This is a genomic window from Formosa sediminum (assembly GCF_007197735.1).
GTDB classification, from domain to species: Bacteria; Bacteroidota; Bacteroidia; order Flavobacteriales; family Flavobacteriaceae; genus Formosa; species Formosa sediminum.
In genome coordinates this window covers 2,196,360-2,213,797 of sequence record NZ_CP041637.1, presented here as the reverse complement: position 1 = coordinate 2,213,797, position 17,438 = coordinate 2,196,360, and the positions used below count along the sequence as shown (strand labels likewise).

Here is a 17,438-nt window from a genome sequence, read left to right as displayed (position 1 = left end):
AACCATCTGTAATCTTGAATCTTAATACGTTTATCCTTAATTTGAAAACTTTCTAAACCTTTATGCTCCGTAAATTTGTAAAAAAACAAATATTATGAGTAAAAAGAAAGTTTGGTTCATTACAGGAGCGTCTAAAGGGATGGGACTTGAAATCACAAAAGCAGTTTTGAGTAATGGCGATAAAGTCATTGCAACTTCTCGAAATACGCACAAACTTATAGATAAAATTGAAGAACACGAAGGAAATTTGCTTCCAATAAAGCTGGACATCACCAATGAAAAAAATGTTAAAAATGCGATTTTAAAAGGCATATATGAATTTGGACAAATAGATGTTGTGGTCAATAATGCAGGGTATAACCTCTTGGGTAATATAGAAGAAATAAGTGATGCCGAGTTTAGAAAAACAATGGATGTTAATATCTTTGCAATGACCCATATCATCAGAAATGTTTTACCACACCTACGCAAGCAAAAATCGGGGCATATTATCAATACGGCATCTATAATGGGCTATATGAGTTATCCCGCTAACGGAAGCTATAGTGCATCTAAATACGCGGTTATTGGACTATCTGAAGCACTTGCTCAAGAAGTTGCACCATTTGGCATAAAAGTAACTATCCTTGCTCCAGGAACATTTCGTACAAATTTCATGAATGAGGATACACTCAATGTTTCTGAAAATAAAATTGACACCTATAATTTAAATAAGCAGGTTGAACAGTTTACGGGATTCGATGGTAAACAATTAGGGAATCCTAAAAAATTAGCAGAGGTAGTAATTAAACTTGTAGAAATGCCTAACCCTCCCTTGCATCTTCCTTTAGGTTCTGATAGTTATAATGCAATTTTGGAAGTTCGTAAAAACGAAAAGGAAGAAATGGAACAATGGAAAGCCTTATCTTTATCAACTGATTTTGAACAAAAATAGTGTGAAAAAAGCTGCTCCATATAAAATTAAGTCAATTTCTGAACTTCATAGATTATTCAATTTGCCAAAACCAATTCATCCTTTGATAAGCGTGATTGATTTTGAGCATTTGAAATTCGATTCCAATGAAATTTGGAGTAGCTTTTATTATGATTTCTATTGTGTGGCTATTAAAAAAGAGGCTTCAGGTAAGTTTCGGTACGGACAAGGTCATTATGATTTTGATGAAGGAGTAATGAGTTTTACCAAGCCAGGTCAAATCTTTTCAGTCACGAATCCTTTGGATGACCTCGTGTCAGGATATATGATGGTTTTTAAACCTGACCTTATACGGCATTATGAATTATGTAAGATTATAGGTAATTATGGATTCTTTTCCTATTCCACCGCAGAAGCGCTTCACCTTTCTGAAAAAGAGGACAATATCATTATGTCCCTGATGCAACAAATGCAAGATGAACTAAAAAATAACATTGACCATTATAGTCAGGATTTAATAGTATCGCACATTGACTTACTTCTCAATTACGCAAAGCGTTTTCACAATAGGCAGTTTTTGACACGAAGTTCTGTGAATAATGACATTGTGGTAAAAATGGAAGTATTAATGGATGCGTACCTAAAAAGTGACGCTACTCTATCTGGTGTTCCAACGGTCAACTATTTTGCAGAAAAACTCAATATCTCTCCCAATTATTTGACTGATTTATTGAAAAATACTACCGGCAGAAATGCGCAAACCCATATTCAACAATCCATAGTTGAAAGAGCGAAAGAACTGCTTTCAACAACTAATTTAAGCATAAAGGAAATCGCTTATGATTTGGGATTTGAATATCCCCAATCATTCAGTACTATGTTTAAGAAGAATACGCAACAAACACCATTACAATACAGAGCAACATTTAATTGAAAAAATTACTACCGCTAACAACGTATATAAAAAATAGCGGTTGAATTACTTAATCCAATGTGATTTTCATAAATTTATCATCAGTATCAAGCTGAAAAGTCTGTGCATAAAAACCGCTACTTTTCAAGAACTGTGTTATAAACCAATAAAAAAGAGTTAATTTTTTAAACAATATTCTTCTGATACATTTTCACCCTAGATAAAAACATATTTAAATAAATAATATTAAAACCATAGTTTACCTCACTAAAACACTCCTGTAGTTTTCGTCATATCACAAATGAGATTTAGCAATAGCAAAGGCTTGTTTTAATAGTTTATTACAGACTGCAACTAGAGCTAGTTTTTTACTCTTTCCTTTTGCAACAATCCTGTTATAAAGCTCTTTACAAGCTTTATTATGTTTACTTGCAGAGAAACTACACATAAATAATACTTTCCTCAATCTTCTATTTCCCATTTTACTTATTCTAGGCCTTGGACTTCCTATATTAGACTGAACGTAAAGATGAGAGATTTTTTTATTTTGTTTTTATCTTAGCCATTATGAGAAGAAAATCTAAACAATTACACCTTAGAATTTAAACAAAAAGCAGTGGAGTTGAGTTATGCCAAAGGCAATGTAAAGCAAGTATGTGAAGACCTGGACATATTCCCATCCGTACTTTACCGTTGGCGTAAAGAGTTAAAAGATTACGGTAAGAACAGTTTTCCAGGCCGTGGCAATCCTAAAATGACCGATGAAGAAAAAGAGATAGTTCGATTAAAAAAAGCTTTAAAGGATGCTGAAATGGAACGTGACATCTTAAAAAAGGCCATCAGCATCTTCTCCGCGAGCGACAAGAAAAACACAGATTTATAAAACAACACCTTATGAGATTTCCTGTCGAGACGATGTGTCAAATATTAAAGGTAAGCAAAAGCGGTTATTACCATTGGTTGCAATCAGGACCAAGTAAATTATGGTTAGAAAATCAAAAGGTAACTGCGCTTATTAAAGGTATATTTAAGGATAGTTTTAAAAGCTATGGTTCTCCTAGAATAAAAACAGAACTGGAGACATTAGGCTATAAAATATCAAAGCCCAGAGTGGCGCGTATTATGAGTGCTAATTATTTGTTTGGAAAACGAAAACGTAAGTTTAGAGCAACCACAGATAGTAAGCATAATTATCCTATAGCACCTAATTTATTAAACCAAAACTTTGAAGTAAGCTGACAAAATCAAGTTTGGGTAAGTGATATTACCTATATTAAAACCAAGCAAGGCTGGTTATATCTTACTGTCATTATTGATTTGTTTAACCGTAAAGTTGTTGGGTGGGCTCTAAGCGATAACCTAAGCACAGAGGATACTATTATTAAAGCTTGGCATATGGCTATAAAGAAAACAACTTTAACCCAGTCTTTAATTTTTCATTCTGACCGAGGTATACAATATGCCAGCCATAAGTTCACCTCTTTAATTAAAAGTTACAAAGGCTTAGTAAACCAATCTATGAGCAGAAAAAGTAATTGCTGGGATAACGCAGTTGCAGAATCGTTCTTTAAATCTTTAAAGGTAGAATGGGTTTATAGGCACAATTATAAGTTGAGATCTGAAGCGGAGTTATCCATCTTTGGATGGATAGAAACCTGGTACAATAATAGAAGAAGACATTCCTTTTTAGGAAATAGAACTATAAGAGAATTTGAATTAGACATATATAACCTTAAACTAGCTGCATAGTCATTCAACTATTTGTCCAGATTTTTGTTACAAGTCCACTTTTCTCACTTGCTTGGTTTTCTACTTTTGGTTCAGTTTTTTTATCAGCACAATTAGCCAATAAAGTTCCTAATATAAATGTTAGTAGGATTTTTTTCATAATTGTGGGCAACGTTTGCATATATAGAAATTAGCAGAATATTATAGACTGATTTTACATATTGCACCATCCTAAATTTAATTAAATATATTCTATATAGACCTAATACTGCTATTTTTTATATGTGCTGTTAAGTTTAGTATTTTTTCGTAGTCATCCCATTTCCTCTAGTTGAACTTTTTTTATTAGAAGACGATCTTTTATATTATTCTTGAGATTTAAATACGGAGTATGGAAGGAGCTACATCCGCTAGTTCACAAAAAAATAATCTTTCTTTTAATATTGTTTATATGAAACCTGATATGTAAAATTCATTCCTAAGCACAATCAGTAATGACTTTAAATAAAGGAGAGTAAATATTACTATCATTATATACTTAATAAAATTTATAACAACTAAATAACTAAATTGTAAAGGTTATTTAATAGCAACTCTTTTTTTTGTGTAATAAATAAGGTAGAGTAATTCGGTTTCAATGTTTTCTATGATGCAAATATTTGTCAAAATCTATTTTATATATAATTATTCTAAATAAGGTTTGTGAATCTTTAATTTTAATTTATTTTCGTATGAAATTTAAGGCGTCTAAATTAAAATAAAGTGTTCAAAATAAAGGTTTGTCCGTTTGGCTTAATAAATATATTTTTTTGTTTAATGATGTGGGGGAGTCACGCTCAGACCAACGTTGTTATTAAAGGAAAAGTGACTTCTGAAACAGGGGAATTTCTAGAAGGAGCTACAGTTGGTCTAAAAAACGAGAACATTGGAGCAATAACTAATGCTAGTGGTGAATTCGTTTTGCAAAATGTGAGTTTAGGAAGACATACGATACGAGTTAGCTTTTTAGGGTACACAATTCAGGAAAAAAGTATTGATGTTTCGCCCACAATGAACAGTATTAATTTTGTGTTGTTAGATAATCCTGAAGAAATAGCAACGGTTCAATTAACGGGTAAATCTAAAATTCGTAGTGTTAATGAACAATCGTATTCGGTAACTTCTGTTTCAACAAAAGAGTTACAAAATAGTTCTACAGATGCCAAAGAAATTTTAGACCGCGTACCAGGTATTAGAATTTTACAAGATGGTGGCTTAGGTTCTAACTTATCATTTTCTTTAAATGGTTTTCAAGGAAATCAAGTTAAATTTTTTCTAGATGGTGTACCGATGGATAATTACGGGGCCTCTTTTAATTTAAGTAGTATTCCTGTAAATAGTATTAAACGTATAGATGTCTATAAAGGTGTAGTTCCAGTTTGGTTAGGCACCGATGCTTTAGGAGGTGCTGTTAATATTATAACGCATCAAGAACATAATTTTTTAGATGCCTCTTATTCTTATGGCTCTTTTAACACCAACAGGATATCGGTTAATGGTGCACATACTAATGAAAAAACAGGTTTTACATTTAGAGGAAACTTGAATTATAATTATTCCGATAATGATTACGAGGTATTAGCCGATATTACAGATGCGAACGGAAATGTGCTGGAAACCACTAACGTTAAACGTTTTCATGATAGGTACAGATCTATAACTGGAAAATTTTCAACAGGAGTTTTAAATAAAAAGTATGCTGATCAGTTATTGCTAGAAGTGATTGCTTCTGGAGATGATAATCAAGTACAAACAGGAGCCACTATGGCCACGGTTTATGGAGCGGTTATGCAAGAAAGCAAGTCCTTTATAAATAGCTTAAAATATAAAAAGAAAGATTTATTTGCGGATGGGTTGGATGTAAGCTTAAACACCTCATATAATATATATAATAGTAGGAGTATAGATACGCTAACCGGAGTCGTATATAATTGGAATGGAGAACAAATACCTAGTAATTCTCAAACTAACGGTGAAAAGGGAACACCTATTAGTAATTTAAAATTTGATGATAAAGAATTTACAAATCAATTTAATATTGGTTATATTCTAAACAAAGACCATTCTTTCTCATTTAATCAAGCGTATCAGTATTTTAATCGTGAGGAGTTTGATAGCGAAAACCCTGAGAAACAAGCCTATTTTTTTCCGAAATCACTTTATAAAAACGTTTTAGGTTTAGCTTATAAATATGATTATAATTCTAAATGGAATACGACTATTTTCGGAAAAGCTTATTTCCTGAAAGTAAATTCGTCGCAACAAGAAAGTGAAAATTCCGAAGTTTATATTAAAAACTCAATTCATAAGAATAATTACGGATATGGATTGGCAACGTCATATTTTATACTTCCTAATTTACAATTAAAAGCTTCTTTCGAACATACCTACAGAATGCCTCTTCCTAATGAGATATTTGGTGATGGTTTGCTAGTAAGTCCTAATGATAATTTAGGGTCTGAACAGAGTGACAACTTCAATTTTAATGTGGTCTATAATTTTACTGTTGGAGCTAACCATTATTTAGACCTTAAAAGCACGTTTGTTTATAGAAATGCCAAAGATTTAATTTACGAAAGCGTAAGTATTTCCAGTCCTGAAACTAATTTTGAAAATTTAGCTGAAGCTAGAACATTAGGGGTAGAAGGAAATCTAAACTACAACTGGAAGGAGCGCTTTAATTTAGGTATCAATGTTACCTATCAAAATATTACAGATCAGGCAGACCAAATCTACAACGATTATTCTGGATATCAGCCAAATTTTAACAAAGGCGCCCGACTACCAAATACACCTTATTTGTTTGGAAACGCCATTGCGGGGCTCACTTTTAAAGATGTAATTTATGAAAATACAGCTCTTAATTTTAACTATTACTTTAACTATGTGCAAGAATATTACTTAGGATGGGCCAAATACGGGAATGCAGCCAACAAAGAAACCATTCCTAAGCAATCATCCCACAGCATAGAACTAGCTTATAGTTTACAAAACAACAAGTATAATATTTCAATTGAATGCAGAAATTTAACCGATGAATTATTGTACGATAAATATAGATTACAAAAACCCGGGAGAGCATTTTATCTTAAACTGAGATACTCTTTATAAAAAATAACAATTTAAAATAATAAAAGATGAAGTTTCAAAACACCAAATTTAATTTAACAGCACTTTTTTTAAGTGTGATTACCGTTTTTTCTTTCTCATCATGTAGTTCTGATGATAGCACGGATGATAATAATGGCGGTTCGGTAGATAAGCCATTCGCACTTTCTTTGGCCATTCAAGGAAGTGATAATAGCTTTACATATTACACCGTGCCTTTCGCCGAGGTTATGACAGGTACTTTAAATGCAGTTGGAGAAGGAATTGAGCAACCTGGTTATTACGATTTTACAAAAATAGACAACACTATTTATAGCTTAGGTGGTTTAGACGACGTGAATGTGGTAGCCATTACACAAAATAGCGATAGTAGTTTAGAGGAAACAGGCGATGTATCTTTTACAGCTGCCATTGCAGATTTTGTTAAAGGTGATGATAATAATTTGATTTCGGTTAGTATGAGGTCATCATCAGATGTGATCACCTTTCGCAAATTTACACCCAATACCCTTGTTGCTACAGAAACTATAGATATCCCTGTTACAGATATTACAGATTTAAGTGGTCCAAATTACTCTGGTATGGCTGTTAGTGGAGATTACTTATTTTTAAGTTACTACATCTCTAATCCTAATACTTTTGATACGGATTATACAGAGCAAGCTGAAATAGCTGTATTTTCTTATCCAGAATTAGAGTTTCAAAAAATAATTACCGATTCACGAGTTGGACCAATTGGTGGATTTAATATCAAATCTGGTTTGGTAAAAGATGATTATGGAAATGTATATGCCTTATCTCATTCTAACCCTGCAAATGGTTATAGCCAAAGCACGAAACCTGGCGGTATCTTAAAAATTAATGCTGGAGAATCTGATTTTGATGCTGATTACTTTTTAGATATCCCTGCTTTAACTGGCGGAAAACAAGCATCTCATTTAAAATACCTAGGAGGGAATAAAATCTTTGCTGAAATTAATATGACCGAAAGAAGCGAACAAGAAAAATGGTCTGACTCGCCTTTACAATCTGCTGTAATTGATTTATCAATTCCTTCGATTGAATATATTAACGGTGTGCCAGAACATAAGGGAGACGGTAGAAGGCTAGCTGCTTTACAAGATGGAAACTATGTGTATTTATGTGTTCCTATTGAAAATGACGGTATCTACGTATATAAAATGGATATAGTAAATTATACCTCTGAAAAAGGTGCTAAAGTAGAAGCTAACTTTGTAGCAGGTTTTTTTAAATTTTAACGAGCTGTTAATTTAAAGAGTCAGTCTGTTATCTAGTAGCGGACTGACTTTTTCTTATTCATATGGAAAACAAAGTGTCTAAAAAAAAGAAACAAAAAAGTACGTTTAGAAAAATAAACGACTGGTTACATCTTTGGTTAGGATTGGTATCTGGAATTATAGTTTTTATTGTAAGTATTACAGGGTGTTTTTATGCTTTCGAACAAGAGGTTAAAGATGCAACAGAACCTTGGCGTTTTGTAAAACAACAAGACGTTCCATTTGTGCCACCAAGCCAATTGTTAGATACTGCAAAAGTGTATATGCCTAAGGAAAAACCTACTGGTTTAACTTATAGTAATGCTGAAGGAGCAGCTGCTGTCGGTTATAGTTATTATGTTAATGAGAAACGGAATTTTACGGCTATTTTTATAAACCCATATACTGGGAAATTCATAAAAAAAGAACATAGCTTAGGGAGTAATGATTTTAATTTTTTTCGCTTTATTATAGATGGGCATAGAGCACTTTGGTTACCTTATGATATCGGTCGGCCTATTGTTGGAGTGTTCACACTTATCTTTCTATTTATGCTTATAAGTGGACTTATTATGTGGTGGCCTAAAAATTTTAAGAAATCTAACCTTAAAAAAAGTTTTAAAATAAAATGGAATGCTAAGATTAAACGTATTAATTACGACTTACATAATGTTTTAGGATTCTACAGTTTAATTTTTGCTTTAGTCCTTGCTATAACAGGACTGGTTATGAGTTTTGAATGGTTTGCAGATTCAGTGTACTATGTAACTTCTGCTGGTGAAGAACGTCCTGAACATCACCATCCGCATTCCGATGTGAATTATGCCAATTTAGTGGCTAATAATAGTAGTTATTCGCTCGACAAAGCTTGGTATGCAACACGTATACAAGAAATGGATGCTCAAGGTTTTTACATGACTCCTATTTTAAAAGATGACGATGATGCTATTGAAATTATTGCCTTTCAAGACAATAAATCTTATTATAATAAGAATGAATATTATTATGATCAATATACCTTAAAACCTCTAAGAATGAAAGGTGATCGCTACGAAGAAGCTGACTTTTCAGATCAATTAACCATGCTGAATTATGATATTCACATTGGAGCAGCTCTTGGGTTAACAGGTAAAATATTTGCATTTTTTATTAGTCTAATTTGTGCTAGTTTACCCGTAACTGGTTTTATAGTTTGGTTGAGTAAAAAAAAGTAAATATAAATTTATGTGAAAATATAAAAGATGTAATCTTATATAAGGATTGGATGAAATGCAATCTGTAAAATTGGAGTCTGACAATTACAAAAAATTTAATGTGTGGGATTTAAAAAACACACCGCTGTGGATTAGAAATCAGCAATACAAATTAAATCAATTGGCTACTATTGATAAGCGAAATTCGGGGAATACGATTTCTAAAACCAATCAAAAATATAGTTTGTTAGTGGCTTACGATTTAATTGGCACCTACCAATTGGAAAATAAAGTAAAAGTTGATAATATAAAATCTTTTAAAGAGAAATTACCGTTAGGGTTTAATATAGGTAAGACTATAAATAATAACTGGGATAAAGAAGGAGAAAATCAATACTACTCCTTGTTTATCGTTATTTTAATTATTTTCTTTATTTGTGATATTTTATTGGAGTCGCTAAAACAACCACTTGCAATTATTAGCATGATTCCTATTTCCTTTATTGGCGTGTTTTTAACCTTTTATTTGTGGACTTCCTATATTAGACTGGACGTAAAGATGAGAGAATATTTTAGTTAGTTTTTATCTTAGCCATTTTGAGAAGAAAATCTAAACATTACACCTTAGAATTTAAACAAAAAGCAGTCGAGTTGAGTTATGCCAAGGGCAATGTAAAGCAAGTATGTGAAGACCTGGACATATTCCCATCCGTACTTTACCGTTAGCGTAAAGAGTTAAAAGATTACGGTAAGAACAGTTTTCCAGGCCGTGGTAATCCTAAAATAACCGATGAAGAAAAAGAGATAGTTCGATTAAAAAAAGCTTTAAAGGATACTGAAATGGAACGTGACATCTTAAAAAAGGTCATCAGCATCTTCTCCGCTAGCGACAAGAAAAATACAGATTTATAAAACAACACCTTATGAGATTTCATGTCGAGACGATGTGTCAAATATTAAAGGTAAGCAAAATCGGTTATTACCATTGGTTGCAATCAGGACCAAGTAAATTATGGTTAGAAAATCAAAAGGTAACTGCGCTTATTAAAGGTATATTTAAGGATAGTTTTCAAAGCTATGGTTCTCCTAGAATAAAAACAGAACTGGAGACATTAGGCTATAAAATATCAAAGCCCAGAGTGGCGCGTATTATGAGTGCTAATTATTTGTTTGAAAAACGAAAACGTAAGTTTAGAGCAACCACAGATAGTAAGCATAATTATCCTATAGCACCTAATTTATTAAACCAAAACTTTGAAGTAAGCAGACAAAATCAAGTTTGGGTAAGTGATATTACCTATATTAAAACCAAGCAAGGCTGGTTATATTTTACTGTCATTATTGATTTGTTTAACCGTAAAGTTGTTGGGTGGGCTCTAAGCGATAACCTAAGCACAGAGGATACTATTATTAAAGCTTGGCATATGGCTATAAAGAAAAAAACTTTAACCCAGTCTTTAATTTTTCATTCTGACCGAGGTATACAATATGCCAGCCATAAGTTCACCTCTTTAATTAAAAGTTACAAAGGCTTAGTAAACCAATCTATGAGCAGAAAAGGTAATTGCTGGGATAACGCAGTTGCAGAATCGTTCTTTAAATCTTTAAAGGTAGAATGGGTTTATAGGCACAATTATAAGTTGAGATCTGAAGCGGAGTTATCCATCTTTGGATGGATAGAAACCTGGTACAATAATAGAAGAAGACATTCCTTTTTAGGAAATAAAACTATAAGAGAATTTGAATTAGACATATATAACCTTAAACTAGCTGCATAGTCATTCAACTATTTGTCCAGTTTTTTGTTGCAAGTCCATAGTTTCTAATATCAACAAAAGGTAAAATCAAAATATTTTTTATTAATATTTATTTAACATATACCCAAGCAACCTGTTTGTTTTTTTTGCATCTACTTAGAACAACTCAATTATGAAAATTCTAATTATTCAACAAAAAATGATAGGTGATGTGCTTTTAAGTACGATGCTTTGTGAACAGCTTAAAAAGAACATTTCAAATAGTGAAATTCATTATTTAATTAATACTCATACTGAAGCTATAGTTACTAATAACCCTTATATTGACCGGGTTATTTTTTTTAAAGAAGAGTATAAAAATAACAAATGGTCCTTCTACAAATTTTTAAATAAAATAAATCAAGAGAAATTTGATGTGGTTATAGATGCTTATGGAAAATTGGAAAGCATATTAGTCAGTTCTTTTTCTAATGCTGATACTAAAATTTCTATGGATAAATGGTACACTAGACTACTATATACCAAAACCTTTAAGTATGCGAAAAAAGGACATTCTAATTTAGGTTTGGCGATTGAAAACAGACTAAAATTACTTAAACCCTTTATTGCAGAAATAGATGCAATGAAATGTCTTCCAAAAATACATTTAACAAAAAATGAAATTTTAAAAGCACGTATATTTTTAGAAAAGAATAATATAGATTTTTCTAACCCAGTCATCATGATTAATATTTTAGGCAGCAGTATAGAAAAAACATACCCACTCCCCTATATGGCTGAACTAATTGACAATATTGCATGCAAAGGTGAATTTACGATATTATTTAATTACATGCCATCACAATTAGATGATGCCTTGAAACTTTATAAGTTATGCGCTTCTGTAACACAGGCTAAAATTAAATTTGAAGTATATACACCTTCCTTACGTTCCTTTTTAGCAATCTTGTACCATTGCGATGCTATAATCGGTAATGAAGGTGGTGCTATCAATATCGCTAAGGCACTTAATATACCCACGTTTAGTATATTTTCGTCTTGGATAGAGCAAGATATTTGGAAAACTTTTAATCATATTAAACATCATGAAGCAGTACATTTAAAAGATTATTTGCCTTCACTTTTACACAACAAATCTAGAAAACAATTAAAAAAAGATAATCAGGACTTATATAATAAATTCAAACCACTATTATTTAAAGACAAGATCAATCGTTTTCTCCATCTTAATATTCCTGTAAAAAAAGACACTGCTCCTACTAAACTTCTCCGAATGAAAAAAAGAGAACTTTTTATGAAAAATTCTCTTTTAACCCAAGCAGTTTGAGTTCTTATTTTGTTTTTTAAGCACTCTTTTTTTGTACTTTTTAATTACACCTTAATATAATATTTATCAAACTATTAGATATTATATATAGCCTTAAATCTGACCAAAATAATAATTAAAAAATTAGTCCATTCAATAGTTCACAAATCATATTTATGAAAAAATCACACCCTACTAAAAGTATTTTTTTAGAAACTCACAATATAAATAATCTGCACAGCGGTTTTGGTCAATTCAATTACAATTTAGCTAGAGCTTTAAGTAAAGAGACAGAATTTCTTCGCACGCATGAGATTATCCTTAATTGCAATAATAGCAGTGTTAAAAAGGAATTATATGATAAAATTTCCTTCAATACATATATACCTATAACCAGATACCCTCTTTTTCGAATCAGGAAAAAGTTTAATTTGTGGCATTCAGTAAATCAAAATACAAAAATAGAGCCCGCGTCCTTAAACTCCCCCTATTTATTAACTATTCATGATGTAAATTTTATAGAAGAAGAATCAGGAAAGCGTTTAAATTTTAGAATAAATCAACTGAAAAGTAAAATTAAAAGAAGTTCGGCTATAGTGTATATTTCAGAATTTACCAAGCAGCAAACCCATGCTCACTTTGATATTCCAAAAATACCTGAATATGTAATTTACAATGGAAATAATTTTAATAATAACGCTTTAGATATTATTAAAAACAACCAGCCCATTTACACACCCAATAAACCTTTTATTTTTTCAATAGGTCAAATTTTAGAAAAAAAGAATTTTCATGTATTAATAGAAATGCTAAGGCATTTAAAAGATGTTGTTTTGTTTATCGCCGGAGGATTAAAAACAGGATACGCTGAAATTCTGAAAGAAAAAATACAACATTTCAAGTTAGAAAGCAGAGTTGTCTTACTAGGCAGTATTTCAGAATCCGATAAGATGTTTTATTATAAAAACTGTATGGCCTTTGCTTTTCCATCATTACGAGAAGGCTTTGGACTTCCAGTTTTAGAAGCCATGACTTTTGGGAAACCCGTTTTCCTGTCTAACAAAACATCTTTACCTGAAATAGGTGGAGATCACGCCTTTTATTGGTCCAATTTCGACGCAAAAGATATGGCCAATGTATTTGAAATGGGCATGAATACTTTTGAAGACAACAAAGACACTTACCAAACGGCTTATATTCATCGATCAAAACAATTTACCTGGGATAAAGCTGCCCTAGATTATACGGCTATTTACAAAAGCATTTTAGAAAAATAACACTTACATATTAATTACGATACACCTCTTAATGAAAAACTTTAAAAGATTCCTTAAATACCTTGTTCCTTATAGAAAGCATCAATTCTTAAGCATCTTATTCAATATATTATATGCCTTTTTTTCATCAATATCCATGCTCTCTCTTCTACCAATGGTAAAAGTATTATTTGAAGAAGGTGAAAAATTAAGAGTAAAACCTGTTTATAATGGCATTAAAGATTTTGACTTAAACTACCTTGAAAACTACCTTAATTATCTCATTACCAATATGAATGAAACCAATGGTCCATTAGCTACATTAATTACTATTGTTGGGTTTGTATTGAGTACTTTCTTATTAAAAAACGTGTTCAGTTATCTTTCCATTTTATATATGACGTATTTAAACAATGGTATTTTAAAAGACCTAAGACAAGATGTTTATAATAAAGTAATAAGCTTAAATGTAGCCTTTTTTTCTAATGAAAGAAAAGGAGATCTTATTTCTAGAATGACTGCTGATATTAATACCATCAAAGTATCTTTTATGAGTGTTTTAATGATGATTAGAGAACCTTTAACCATCCTTTTCACATTGATTGCCATGATTGCGATTAGCTGGAAACTAAGTGTTTTTGTATTCTTCTTTATTCCTATCTCTGGATTTTTAATTTCAAAACTAAGTAAAGGCATTAAAAGTCAATCTGGTGATATTTTTTCATTAGAAGGCCACTTATTATCAAACATAGAAGAAACACTAGGCGGTATAAAAATTATCAAAAATTTTACTTCTGAAAGTTATTTTTCTAAAAAATTTAATGACCTCACAAAGAACATAAATAACCTTAACAATTCCATTGGTAAAGTCATGAGCTTATCTGCACCAACGAGTGAGTTTTTAGGCATTCTAGTTATTTCTATTTTACTTATTTACGGAGGGTCGTTAGTGTTAATTGATAAATCTTTGAGTGGTGGTGCGTTTATGGCATACATTGGATTGGCATATCAAATTCTAACACCCGCTAAAGCCATTACAAAAGCCAACCACGCCTTACAGGGAGGAAATGCTGCCTATGAAAGAATCGCTTTTATCTTGGATGCCGAAAACCCATTAAAAGATAAACCAAATGCTAAAGTGATCACTGAGTTTAATCATGAAATAAAATTTAATAACGTATCCTTTAAATACAAAGATGATTTTGTTCTAAAAAACTTTAGCCTTACTGTTCCTAAAGGAAAAATAGTAGCACTAGTTGGTGAATCAGGAAGTGGTAAATCTACCATTGCCAATTTAATAACACGATTTTACGATGTCACTGAAGGTAGTATTACTTTTGATGGTGTTGATATTAGAGATGTAACAACAAAGTCTTTAAGAGAACAAATGGGGATTGTAGCACAAGATTCTATTTTATTTAATGAGAGTATTGCTAATAACATATCCTTAGGCATAGAAGAAACCAATGAAGAAGATATTATTAAGGCTGCTAAAATAGCAAATGCCCATAATTTTATTTCTGACTTCCCTAATAAATACCAGAATAATGTTGGAGATGGAGGTAGTTTACTTTCAGGCGGTCAACGACAACGTATCGCCATAGCTAGAGCTGTTATAAAAAATCCTCCTATCATGATTCTTGATGAAGCAACATCTGCCCTAGATACCGAATCTGAAAAACTAGTGCAAGACGCCCTTGAAAACATGATGGAAAACCGTACATCCATAGCAATAGCACACAGGCTATCGACCATACGAAATGCAGATCACATTGTGGTTATGAAAAAAGGAGAGATTATAGAACAAGGCACACACGAAACATTACTAAACACCAAAGGAACTTACCATAATTTAGTCGCTCTTCAATCACTAGAATTTAATTAGTAAATCCATTTTTTAAACAGGTCTAAAATCGCAATCATTTTATCAAGATATGGATCAGAGACAAATGGAGAAGCAGAATACCATGCTTAAATTCTTACTGAACAACTAAAAAATAAATGCAACACGACATGAAACTAGATATACAAGGGCTTAACATTATTGGATATACAGAAGCTATGTTTGGCTTAGGTGAAGCTATCAGGCTAAATATCAATGCTGCTAAAAAACTAGATATCCCTCTTAATTTAATAAATTACGACAAAGTAAAACAAAGCACCAACTATCAATATTCCTTTAACTATGCTATTAATCTAATTCAAATATCTTTAAAAGATCTCGAATCCTTTTTAGCTGTTATAGATCCTGATCTGTTTAAAAAAAAATATACTATTCTTTTCTTAGTATGGGAATCAGAATACATTGCTCCCGAATTAGTTGAAAACTTAAATCTATTTAATGAAATTTGGACGCCTTCAGAATACTGTAAAAACATATTCCAGAGAACATACAATAACCCCATAATTGTAGTTCCTCACCCAGTCGAAGTTCATCTAGCACCGCTATCAAACCAAAATAACATTAATTTTTTTGATAACGAAAAATTCAGTTTTCTATTTATATTTAGCTACCATAGCTCTTTAGAGAGAAAGAATCCTTTTTTCCTAATCGAAGCTTTTAACACTGCTTTTAGAGATAACGACAACGTAGAATTAGTTATCAAAACCGTAGGAGGAAAACAACATAAGAAACAAAAACAACGCTTAGAATTATGCGCCTCTAAAAACATAAAAATATATGATGTAGAACTGGATAAAAACGGTGTAAACCACTTAATAAACACTTGCGACTCTTATGTTTCAATGCATCATTCAGAAGGATTTGGATTAACGCTAGCTGAAGCTATGTATTTAGGAAAACCAACTATAGCAACAAATTATTCAGGCAATACTGAATTCATGAAGGAAGACAATAGCTATTTAGTTGATTATAAACTTAGTTACATTGAAAACCCAGATAACAACTTTTGTTCAAAAACATTATGGGCTAATCCATTACTAAAAGAGACTGCAGATAAATTAAGAACTATTTACGAAAATTCAGATTTAAGACATTTAAAAACCAGTAACGCCAGCCTTTTTGTAAAAGATAAATTATCCTTTTACACCATTGGTTCTATTATGAAGGATAGACTAAATTACCTTTATAATAACTTTGATGACTTGGTTACAAATCAAAATCAGAATGTATTTCTAATAAATCAATTACAATTTACAAAAATAGAAAATGCTAAACTTCGAAGAGAAGTTCGACGAATGAAAAAAAACATAATGATTCGCTTTATCCTAATCTTAAAAGATGCCGTTAGAAAGTTAAAAGGATAATATAAAACTGATTATAATTTTGTTTAACTAAAAAAATATTGTGGACTCATTACATTATTTAGATAAAACACGTTGAACAAAAAGGCCTCATATTAGTTTCGATACAATTATAAACACAGTATGTTTAAGAAATAGAAAACTAAATACTTCTTTCAATTAATTTAAACCAATAATAATAACAAAGTCACAATAACCATTATTTCAATAACTTATAATAATAACAATCATAATAGGACACGCTATAGGACATATTTAATGAGTTTTCGACATTCACTAATCAAATTGACTAAAATAAAATGAAAATGAATAACAGTTTAGGATAATTTGTTATGATATTTTCAAAATCAATTCTAAAACATCAATCTTCCCGCATAAACTACCTTAAATAATTTAATATTCAAAGTTTAAAAATTTAGAATATTCTGTGATTGGTAAAATTCAAGTAAACCAATTTATATCTCTATCCACCTTTGAATGTTTTTATTTTGCTTTCAAAAAAATAAAAAAAAAAAAAATCGTGATATATATCGTGGTGTATTTGAAAGTTAGATTGAGAAATATAAAATCATAAATAGTAGAAGAACACGAATTATAAACCTATTTTCTGTTTTAGCGGATTTGACTTTAAAACTAAAGTTGCGAATACGTTTCATTTGCCTTTATAGGGAAACAAAATGGACA

Annotated in this window: 10 protein-coding genes and 3 pseudogenes; 12 read left to right on the top strand and 1 reads right to left on the bottom strand. The window is 31.2% G+C overall.

The features are described 5' to 3' along the window. The first annotated feature begins 94 nt into the window (after positions 1-94). Together FNB79_RS09665 and FNB79_RS09660 are read left to right on the top strand one after the other, a co-directional pair. Positions 95-934, top strand: coding sequence for an SDR family NAD(P)-dependent oxidoreductase (locus FNB79_RS09665; RefSeq protein WP_143381113.1), 840 nt, complete (start codon positions 95-97; stop codon positions 932-934). A gap of 1 nt (position 935) precedes the next feature. After that, positions 936-1,847 carry a helix-turn-helix domain-containing protein gene (locus tag FNB79_RS09660; protein WP_143381112.1) on the top strand — a complete coding sequence of 304 codons (912 nt, stop codon included), beginning with the start codon at positions 936-938 and terminating at the stop codon, positions 1,845-1,847. 274 nt (positions 1,848-2,121) lie between these two features. Here FNB79_RS09660 and FNB79_RS09655 read toward each other — a convergent pair. Next, a pseudogene (locus FNB79_RS09655) lies at positions 2,122-2,325 on the bottom strand (transposase); the annotation flags it as partial. 68 nt (positions 2,326-2,393) lie between these two features. Here FNB79_RS09655 and FNB79_RS09650 point away from each other — a divergent pair. The 10 genes and pseudogenes from FNB79_RS09650 to FNB79_RS09605 all read left to right on the top strand — a co-directional run bounded on the left by FNB79_RS09650 (position 2,394) and on the right by FNB79_RS09605 (position 16,757). Beyond that, positions 2,394-3,575: pseudogene (locus FNB79_RS09650) on the top strand (IS3 family transposase). 741 nt (positions 3,576-4,316) lie between these two features. Beyond that, on the top strand, positions 4,317-6,704 hold the full coding sequence (locus FNB79_RS09645; RefSeq protein WP_221932573.1) for a TonB-dependent receptor: 2,388 nt from the start codon (positions 4,317-4,319) through the stop codon (positions 6,702-6,704). Between the two features lie 26 nt (positions 6,705-6,730). Then, on the top strand, positions 6,731-7,960 hold the full coding sequence (locus FNB79_RS09640) for a DUF4374 domain-containing protein (RefSeq protein ID WP_143381111.1): 1,230 nt from the start codon (positions 6,731-6,733) through the stop codon (positions 7,958-7,960). 62 nt (positions 7,961-8,022) lie between these two features. Next, a complete protein-coding gene (locus FNB79_RS09635) occupies positions 8,023-9,192 on the top strand; it encodes a PepSY-associated TM helix domain-containing protein (RefSeq protein WP_143381110.1) in 1,170 nt (389 codons plus the stop codon). 55 nt (positions 9,193-9,247) lie between these two features. Further along, positions 9,248-9,751, top strand: a complete 504-nt coding sequence (locus tag FNB79_RS09630; RefSeq protein WP_143381109.1) for an efflux RND transporter permease subunit — start codon at positions 9,248-9,250, stop codon at positions 9,749-9,751. Positions 9,752-9,756: 5 nt separating this feature from the next. After that, a pseudogene (locus tag FNB79_RS09625) lies at positions 9,757-10,949 on the top strand (IS3 family transposase). A gap of 151 nt (positions 10,950-11,100) precedes the next feature. Then, positions 11,101-12,255 (top strand): glycosyltransferase family 9 protein, encoded by a 1,155-nt coding sequence (locus tag FNB79_RS09620; protein ID WP_143381108.1) that lies wholly within the window; start codon positions 11,101-11,103, stop codon positions 12,253-12,255. Positions 12,256-12,665: 410 nt separating this feature from the next. Then, positions 12,666-13,511, top strand: coding sequence for a glycosyltransferase family 4 protein (locus FNB79_RS09615; RefSeq protein ID WP_246073259.1), 846 nt, complete (start codon positions 12,666-12,668; stop codon positions 13,509-13,511). 31 nt (positions 13,512-13,542) lie between these two features. Continuing rightward, complete coding sequence (locus tag FNB79_RS09610; RefSeq protein ID WP_143381106.1) at positions 13,543-15,375, top strand: ABC transporter ATP-binding protein; 1,833 nt, start codon at positions 13,543-13,545, stop codon at positions 15,373-15,375. A 128-nt stretch (positions 15,376-15,503) separates the two neighbouring features. Beyond that, entirely contained in the window at positions 15,504-16,757 is a 1,254-nt protein-coding gene (locus FNB79_RS09605; RefSeq protein ID WP_246073258.1) for a glycosyltransferase family 4 protein, read from the top strand. The last annotated feature ends 681 nt before the right edge of the window (positions 16,758-17,438 follow it).

Excerpts from the sequence above, each read along its gene's own strand:
- FNB79_RS09665 (WP_143381113.1), top strand. The coding sequence starts at position 95 with ATGAGTAAAAAGAAAGTTTGGTTCATTACAGGAGCGTCTAAAGGGATG.
- FNB79_RS09640 (WP_143381111.1), top strand. The coding sequence starts at position 6,731 with ATGAAGTTTCAAAACACCAAATTTAATTTAACAGCACTTTTTTTAAGT.
- FNB79_RS09635 (WP_143381110.1), top strand. The coding sequence starts at position 8,023 with ATGGAAAACAAAGTGTCTAAAAAAAAGAAACAAAAAAGTACGTTTAGA.
- FNB79_RS09630 (WP_143381109.1), top strand. The coding sequence starts at position 9,248 with ATGCAATCTGTAAAATTGGAGTCTGACAATTACAAAAAATTTAATGTG.
- FNB79_RS09620 (WP_143381108.1), top strand. The coding sequence starts at position 11,101 with ATGAAAATTCTAATTATTCAACAAAAAATGATAGGTGATGTGCTTTTA.
- FNB79_RS09610 (WP_143381106.1), top strand. The coding sequence starts at position 13,543 with ATGAAAAACTTTAAAAGATTCCTTAAATACCTTGTTCCTTATAGAAAG.
- FNB79_RS09605 (WP_246073258.1), top strand. The coding sequence starts at position 15,504 with ATGAAACTAGATATACAAGGGCTTAACATTATTGGATATACAGAAGCT.